Here is a 5907-nt window from a genome sequence, read left to right on the forward strand (position 1 = left end):
GCGGGCGCCAGCGCTGAGGATACTCAGTGACTGGATGCGCGCCACGTAGCCGGCCGGCATCACCGCGATTGCCAGGGGAATCAGCAGCGCCAGCCCGAGCATCGCGAAGCCCAGGTGCCGAGGGCGGATGCGCGGCAGCTGCGCGCGGTAGTGATACAAGCCGATCATCAGGCTGAGCAGCAGCACCACCAGTCCCGAACGCGATTCGGTCTTGGTCATGCCGCCCAACAGCAGGATGAAGCAGCCACCCCAGAACAACCGGTGCAGCAGGTTCGGACTGCGCACCACCAGCAGCAACGCCAGCGGCACGGTGAAGGCGATCAGCAGGGCGAAGGTGTTCGGATCTTCCAACAGGCCGGAAGCGCGGCCCTGATCCTGGTATCGGGCGGAGAACATCGCCAGCACGCAGGTCGTCGTGACGCTCAGGGTGACCAATCGGCAGAACAGGTCCAGGTTCAGCTCGCGGCCGATCAGCAGGGTGATCGCGAACAGCACCAGGCCCACCGCCAGTTCCCGGAAGTGGGTGCTGGAAAGGCCCGGATTTTCCGACAGCAGCAGGCTCAGGCCGTAGAACAGCATGAAGCCGATCAGCGGCTTCCAGATATTGCTGCGCAGGCGAGTGGCGGGAATCTGGTGCAGGGCCAGTTGCAACGCCAGGATCAGGATCAGCGCCAGGCCGAGGAACTTGCTGCCGGAAAAGGCGTTTTCCTTGAACAGGCCTTCGAACGGCACCAGCGCGGCAATCCCCAGCAAGCCCCAGCCAGGCTTGCGATAGAGCACGGCGACGCCGACGAGGCCGAGCACCGCGCCGGGTGCCAGGTACGGATAAGGACTGGCCAGCAACATGAGGCAAACCAGGCCCAGGAGGCTGACGATCGAGAGCGGGACAATCATGGCCGAGCCTCCCGTGCCGTGCGGATATACAGTTGCGACCAGCGTTCGGCCAGCATGCGTAAGTCGTAGCGGTCGCGTTGGGTGCGCCGCGCGTTGTCGGCGAGGATTTGCGCCAGCGGTGGCTCGCTGAACAGCGTCTCGATCTGCCGGGCCAGCTCTTCGCTGTCGGCGGGCGTGGCGAGCAGGCCGTTGTGGCGGTCCTGCACGACATCGGGAATGCCGCCGACGCCGAACGCCACCACCGGCACTCCGGCTTGCATGGCTTCGAGCAGAATCATCGGCGTACCCTCGGTGCGTGAGCTGATCACCAGGACGTCGAGGCGGCTCCACCAGGCATTCATGTCGGTCTGGTAGCCGGGCAGTTCGATGCGCGTAAGCAGCCCGGCATCGGCGATGCGCTTGAGCAGGGTCTGGCGTTCCGGGCCGTCGCCGAGCATCACCGCATGCAGCGAGGCATGGCGCTGGCACAGCGGGATCAAGGCGTCGAGAAACAGGTCCGGACCTTTTTCGCTACTCAAACGGCCGACGTAGCCGACCCGCCAGCGCTGCCGGTCATTGCGGTGCGGCAGGGGCGTCGCGACCGCCGGCAGACCGTTGGGAATCACGTCGAGTTTGTCCGCCTGCACGCTGGCCTGGCGGTGCAACGCCGCAATGCTTTCGGCCACGCATACCACGCGCTTGACCGCGGCGGTGCGGCACAGTTGCAGGCTCAGCCAGGTATAGAAACGCTGCTTGGTGCTGCGCGGCGTAAAGCCGTGCTGGGTAATCACCAGGGGCAGGCGCAGCAGCGTGGCCGCGGCCCAGCCGAACAACAGGCCTTTGAAGTTGTGCGTGTTGATCAGCGGTCGCTCGGCGCGCCGTTGCCGCAAATGCCGCAGCAGTTCGGCCCAGTTGGCGCAGTGGCGGCAGTCGACCCCGGCCTGGCGAAAGCGCGTGATCAAGGTCGGCGGCGCCGCCAAAAACACCACTTGGTGCTGGCCGGGCGTTGCCAGACAATGATCGAGCAGCATCCGCTCGGCCCCGTAGAAGCCGCCGCTGTCGAGCAGATGAATGATCGACAGGGGGCTGCTGCGGTGGGACGGGCCGAACGGCGCGTTCAATTTCTCACCCAATGGACAAGGCTGGGCAAGCTCCAGTTGCGATGCGGATTGACCTGCTCGGGTGACTGCTCGTTGATCACCAGCAACACCGGCAGATCCAGTTGCTGGGTGATCTGCGCCGGATGCTTGAAGCGATGGTCGAAGAACTCACGCACGTAGACCAGGGCGACGGCCAGCAGCAGGCCGCTGAACAGGCCGAACACGATGATCAGCATCGGCTTGGGAAATGCCGCGGCGGTCGGTTCGAAAGGTGGGCTCAGGACCCGCGCGTTGGACAGGTCGTTGTCCAGCGAGCGGGCGGTGCTGGCTTCGGCGAATCGCTGGGCGTAGGTGGAGAACGCCGCATGCAGAGCGTTGATCTCGGTGTCCATCTGCCGCAGCTTGCTCTGGGTTTCCTGCAACTGATGGATGCGCTCCTTGAAGGCCCCGATGCGGGCTTTTTTCTGCTCGATCACCGAGCTGACCACCGCAAGATCGGTGGTGCGTTCCTGGATGCGGTTGTTCACCACTTTCAGGAACTGCTGGCGGGTGCGCACGATCTGCTCCCGGGCCAGGAGCATCGGTTCGCTGCCGGGCTGGAAAATCGCCAGGTCATTCATGTAGCGGCTGACCTGGCCAGTCAGTTGCTCACCCAACTGGCGGATTTCCCGGTCTTCGAAGGCGATGTTGTCCACTGTGGTGGTAAAGGTGAACGGGAAGGTGTAGTCGTTGAACCGCGAGCTGGTCGTCGCCGCCAGGCTGCTCTTGAGGTAGTCGAGCCAGCGTTGGCTTTGCAGCAGGCGATCCTGATAGAGGTTCAGCGCCTGCTCTTCGGTATTGATGGCGTTCAGGCGGAACGTGACTTCTTCCTTCGGATCGGACGAACCGATGCCTTCGAGCAGCCCCAGGCGTTTGTCTTCCAGGCCGTCGAGACGCGTCTGGTATTGGGCTTTTTTCTGCTCGTAGAAGGTCTGCGGCAGTTCGATCGATTGCAGTTCCTGGCGGCCGGTGAGGTAGTTCTTCAGCAGTTGCGCGACGAACCGCGTGCCCTGGGCCGGGTCACCGAAGCTGTAGACGATGGAGATGACATTGGAGCCGGGGAGGGTTTCGATCTTCAGGTTCTCGATGGCCTGGTCGGTCAGCGTATCGAGCATTGTGTCGCGCACCGGATCGACCTCAAGCCCCAGGCCGTCGCGCAACGGGTTGACCACATACTCACGCAACGGCTGGGTGATGTAGCGCTTGAGCGGCTCGCTGACCCATTTGTTGAGAATGCCCGGGCTTGGCGTGTACTCGCCCTGGTCGCGCAGGGTCTGGATGGTCTGGCGAATCAACGCCGGCGAGCGGAGGATATTGCTCTCGGTTTCCATGTCCGCCAGGGACGGCGGGATGAACGTGGCGTTTTCCTGGTTCAGCGACGTGGTGGCGTCGCCCTGGGAGAGTTTTTTCGACTGGACGATCACCTGGGCGGTGATATCGAAGCTCTGCTTGAGCATCAATGGCAGCACCAGGGCGATCACGGCGAAAATCAGGAAGATGCGCTTCACCCACTGCTTGTTGGCAAAGAAGATCCTGAAAAACTCGTGCAGATAATTTTCCTTGGGGTTCATGATCGGTCACCTGAATTTCAGTTGTCGCTGCCTTTGTTGTCGACGCGGTAGCCGAAGCCGAACCCCACGCCCTGGAACAGCACCACGTCGGCCAACTGGCGGGCCGTTTCGCCGGCTTTGGCCAGCCCGGTCTTGGGCACGAAGAGCATGTCTTCCGGTTGCAGGTAGGCGATTTGCGAGGCGTCGCCGCTCAAGGCTTTTTCGACGTCGTAATGGCGAGCTTCGACCTGATTACCGTTGCGGCGCATGATCACCACCGAGTCGAGCCGGGCCTTGAGGTTCGGGCCACGGGCCAGGGTCAGGGCTTCCAGTACCGAGATGGGCCGGCGAATCGGATAGGAACCGGGCTGGGCCACTTCACCGAGGACATAGATTTCATTGCCGGCAGTGGACTTGAGCAGCACATCGACGCTCATGCGTCCGGGCAGATTGGCGTAGCGCTCGTTGAGGAACGTTTCCAACTGGGTGACGGTCATGCCCTGCAGCGGTACGGCGCCGATTTCCGGAAAGCTGGCGTAGCCGTCCCGGCCCACGGTGATTTCCCGGCTCATGCCGGTGCCAGGGTGGGTCAGGGTGTTGCGCAAGGTCGTCTCGCCGGCCAGCGGACTGGTCACCAGCACCGTCAACTGGTTGCGATTGGGCTGGAACAGCATCTTCTGGTCATAGGCTCGCTGTACCACCAGGCGGGCCTCGTCGGTGCTCAGGCCGGCGACTTTCACCGAGGTGTTGGCGCCGGGCAGTTCGATGCTGCCGTCGGGCATGACCTGTTGCGTGCCGTTGAGCTGGCTGGCGGCGGTAAAGTTCAGCGCGACCTGGTCGCCCGGCTGTACCCGATAAGCCTGGGACGCGGTGGTGCTGATATGAAAAATCACATCCAGCACGTCCTGGGGCCGCAGGGTCTGTTCGACCTTGGGCATGTCGGTGGCCTGGGCGTTGGCCGGCGCGGCCGTGAGGATCTGCACCGGCATCGAGCGGGTATCGGTGGTGCTGGAGCAACCGGCAAGCGGCAGCAACAGCAGGACAAGCATTCTGGCGTTCATCTCGTCATCCTTTTGCAGGCTTACAGGTTGTTGTAGAGCCACTTGGGCATGTAGTACTTGCGGCGATTGAAGACGCTGCCGACCACCTTCGCGCCGGCCTGGGCCAAGCGTTGCCGGGCGGCCTGGGCGACTTCCCAGCGGGTGTCCTCGCCGCGCACCACCAGCACCACGCCGTCCACCTGAGTACCGATGACGAGGGTGTCGGTGGCCGAATACACCGCGTCGGCGTCGATCACCACGAAGCGGTACTGCGCCGCCAGTTGCCTGAACAGCGGGCGCAGTCGCTCGGGGCTCAGGCGCTCGGCGTTATGGCCCAGGCGACCGTTGGGCAGCACGTCGAAGGGCAGGCTGGAAACCTGCACCACGCAGTCCTGCAACAGCGGTGGGGAAAGGCTGTTGAACAGCAGGTCGCTGAAGCCGCGCTCCTTTTGCAGCGACAGTTGCTGGCTGAGGTTGCGCGGCGACCGGCTGGCATCCACCAGCAGCACGCGGCCGCTGCTCATCTGCGCCAACTGGGCGGCCAGCGCCATGGCGCTGGTGCTCGTGCCGGTGCCGATATTCGCCGCCGTCAGGAGCAGGATCCGCAAGGATGGGTCGAGCACGGTCGAGGTCAGGTTGGTCTCGCTCGGGCTGGCTATGGTCAGGATATTCGTTGAACCGTCCATTTAACTCGCTCCGTGGCCGCTGAAGACTTTGAAGGGGGTGATCATCAGGATCTTCAAATCCAGCAAAAGGCTCTGCTCGGCGATATAGCTGAGGTCCAGTTCCACGCGCTGGTCGAAGTCGATATTGCTGCGTCCGGAGATCTGCCAGAGGCCGGTGAGGCCGGGGTAGATGCTCAGGCGCACCAAATGGTTGTCCTTGTAGCGGTAGGCGTTGAACGAGGTCGGCCGCGGGCCCACCAGGCGCATGTCGCCGGTCACCACGTTGATCAGGTTCGGCAGTTCATCGAGGCTGCTGCGGCGCAGGAACCGGCCGATGGGGGTGATGCGCGGATCGTTGTCGATCTTGAAGTCGATGGCGTCGGCGCCGTGCTTGTTGAGGTGGCGCAGCGATTCTTTCAAGGCCTCGGCGTCGGCGACCATGGTGCGGAACTTGTACATGCCGAAAACGCGGCCGCGATAGCCGGTGCGTTTCTGCACGAACAGCACCGGGCCAGGGCTGGAGAACCTCACCAGCAGTGCCAGGCCCAGCAGCAGCGGACTGAGCATCAGCAACAGGGCCAATGCGCCGAGGCACGCCACCACCCGGTTGGTGCGCGAGACGGTCCAGGGCCGGCCGCCG

6 protein-coding genes are annotated in these 5907 nt (G+C 63.6%); all 6 read right to left on the reverse strand.

The features are described 5' to 3' along the window. The coding region (locus ACE04F_RS18335; RefSeq protein ID WP_486108883.1) for an O-antigen ligase family protein at positions 1–894 on the reverse strand (894 nt) is incomplete at its 3' end. Beyond that, positions 891–1994, reverse strand: a complete 1104-nt coding sequence (locus ACE04F_RS18340; RefSeq protein WP_486108885.1) for a glycosyltransferase family 4 protein — start codon at positions 1992–1994, stop codon at positions 891–893. The genes ACE04F_RS18340 and ACE04F_RS18335, both read right to left, overlap by 4 nt. Continuing rightward, a complete protein-coding gene (locus ACE04F_RS18345; protein ID WP_486108887.1) occupies positions 1991–3583 on the reverse strand; it encodes a GumC family protein in 1593 nt (530 codons plus the stop codon). Before ACE04F_RS18345 ends, ACE04F_RS18340 begins: the two co-directional genes overlap by 4 nt. Before the next feature lie 17 nt (positions 3584–3600). Further along, complete coding sequence (locus ACE04F_RS18350) at positions 3601–4623, reverse strand: polysaccharide biosynthesis/export family protein (protein ID WP_486108889.1); 1023 nt, start codon at positions 4621–4623, stop codon at positions 3601–3603. Between the two features lie 20 nt (positions 4624–4643). Continuing rightward, positions 4644–5288: a CpsD/CapB family tyrosine-protein kinase gene (locus tag ACE04F_RS18355; RefSeq protein WP_486108891.1), complete on the reverse strand. Its 645-nt coding sequence runs from the start codon at positions 5286–5288 to the stop codon at positions 4644–4646. Next, a partial coding sequence (locus ACE04F_RS18360; RefSeq protein WP_486108893.1) for a sugar transferase occupies positions 5289–5907 on the reverse strand: 619 nt, incomplete at its 5' end.

This window comes from Pseudomonas sp. AGC41 (genome assembly GCF_057334555.1).